The organism is Wolbachia pipientis (assembly GCF_023661085.1).
Taxonomy (GTDB): Bacteria; Pseudomonadota; Alphaproteobacteria; order Rickettsiales; family Anaplasmataceae; genus Wolbachia.
On sequence record NZ_JAHDJT010000158.1, the window covers coordinates 1 to 1,912 of the forward strand.

Consider the following 1,912-nt stretch of genomic DNA (forward strand, 5'->3'; position numbering starts at 1 on the left):
GATATATGTAATCTCAGATTTTTCTAATTTTAGAGATTTTATAATTTTTATATATTCATTAATAAAATATAAAGGAGTATATCCATCTTTATCTTGTGTATTAACGCTTGCTCCGCTATCTACTAAACATTCTATAATCTCTACATAACCACGTTTAGCAGCAAAATATAGAGGGGTGCGTTTATCTTTGCCCTGTACATCAATATTTGCTTGATGTTCTATCAAAAGTTTTACTAATTCCTTATTTCTAGCCGCAACAGCGTAGTGCAAAGGAGTCAGTCCATCTTTATTTTGCGCATCAACATTTGCTCCATGTTCTATCAAAAGCTCTACTAGTTCCTCATTGTTCTCTGCAACAGCAAAATGTAAAGGGATCCTTTTATCTCTATCCTGTGCATTAACATCTGCTCCACGTGCTATCAAAAGTTTTACTGATTTCTCATTGTTTATCTCAACAGCAAAATGTAGAAAGGTACGCCCATTGCCATCCTTTGCATCAACATCTCCTTCATATTCTTCTAAATATTTTGCTAAATCTTCATGGGCTTCTTCTGTAGAAACATATATTCCACTGTCGTTACTACTACTTTCATCAGTAGTCAAATCTAAAGAATCCTGTTCCCCATTATGTAGAGCACACTGCTCTAGATATTGATTGTGCAAATACTCTTGCTTTACACGCTTCCGATTAGCGGCAAATGGTTGTTCTGCCTCTTTTAACTGTTGCGCTTTAGCCTCTCTTTCTCTTAGAGCCTGTTCTCTTTCTAATGTATCATCTACTTTGTTTGTATTGTTTTTATTAATGATTGAGTTTGAAGAAGTCTGTTCATTATTTCTGTAATCTTCTGAAGCTTTATTATTAGGCTGTAATAAGGTATTACTGCTTCTATAAGTTTGTCTTCTCGTAGCTCTCGCCTCAGATTGATTTGTAGCATAGCGTATTTCTCCTTTCTCTAACATCTTTATTATAGCATCCTTGTTTGGCACATTACAAACCATCCCTCTTGGAGTTAGGCCTTCACTATTTTCTAGTAGGGGGTTTGCGTTAGCATCTAGTAAGAGCCGTATTATCTCTTGACAACCGTGCGAAGCAGCAATGTGCAGAGCGGTTAGCTTAGACTTAGCCCCATCAAGTTCATATATTGTTTCATCAACTTTTATTCTGTTGTTTTGTAGTAGGCATTCTACCACTCTTGCATTTTCACATTCCACAGCAAGATGTAACAATGTATAATTTACAATTTTGCCTGAGTCTACTAATACACTGAACATCTTATCTATTCTTAAATCGTTATAAGTGCTATATTTTCCCTCATCTTTTTTGAGCAATTCATTTTTTATTTTTTCAAGTAGATTATTCTCATTCAGATCTTTACTCTCACTGACATTTTTTATTATTTCAAAAAACTTTTCCTTCTCTATTACCATAACCCTTCTCTCTTAGTTTATTTATCATTGCTGTATAGTTTCATAAAAAGGTTAAATTTATCGAAATTCTATATTTTGTCTAAAAATCAACCATAAAAACTTTCTTATATTTCCCTATCAAAGTAGATAAAAGCTGGCATCCAGAAAAAAGAATGGTCTCATCTCAGTAGCTCCTTCTCCCATCATTCCAGTGCCCCCTCCTCCTGTCATCCCAGTACCCTCTCCTTGTCATCCCAATGCTTGATACTGGGATCTAGGATACTACTTTAGTAATAAATATTTAAGAAATTTATCAGGTGAGAAAAAAAGGCAAAAGAAGCCCTGGTCAGTATTTATTTTTAGTATTGGCGTTTTTATGTCTTAAACGCTGCAATTTAGCTGCTTTTAAACGCAACTAGTCTAAGCTATAATATTTAAGAAATTTACCAAACAGGAAAAAAAGACAATAAAACCCCGAGGTAGCTAGTTATTCCACTCTCTATTT

The 1,912-nt window shown here is 34.4% G+C and carries 1 protein-coding gene; it reads right to left on the reverse strand.

The features are described from left to right. Positions 1 to 1,428, reverse strand: a 1,428-nt coding sequence (locus DM84_RS05805) for an ankyrin repeat domain-containing protein (RefSeq protein ID WP_250779041.1), incomplete at its 3' end; no start/stop codon positions are given. Positions 1,429 to 1,912 lie beyond the last annotated feature (484 nt).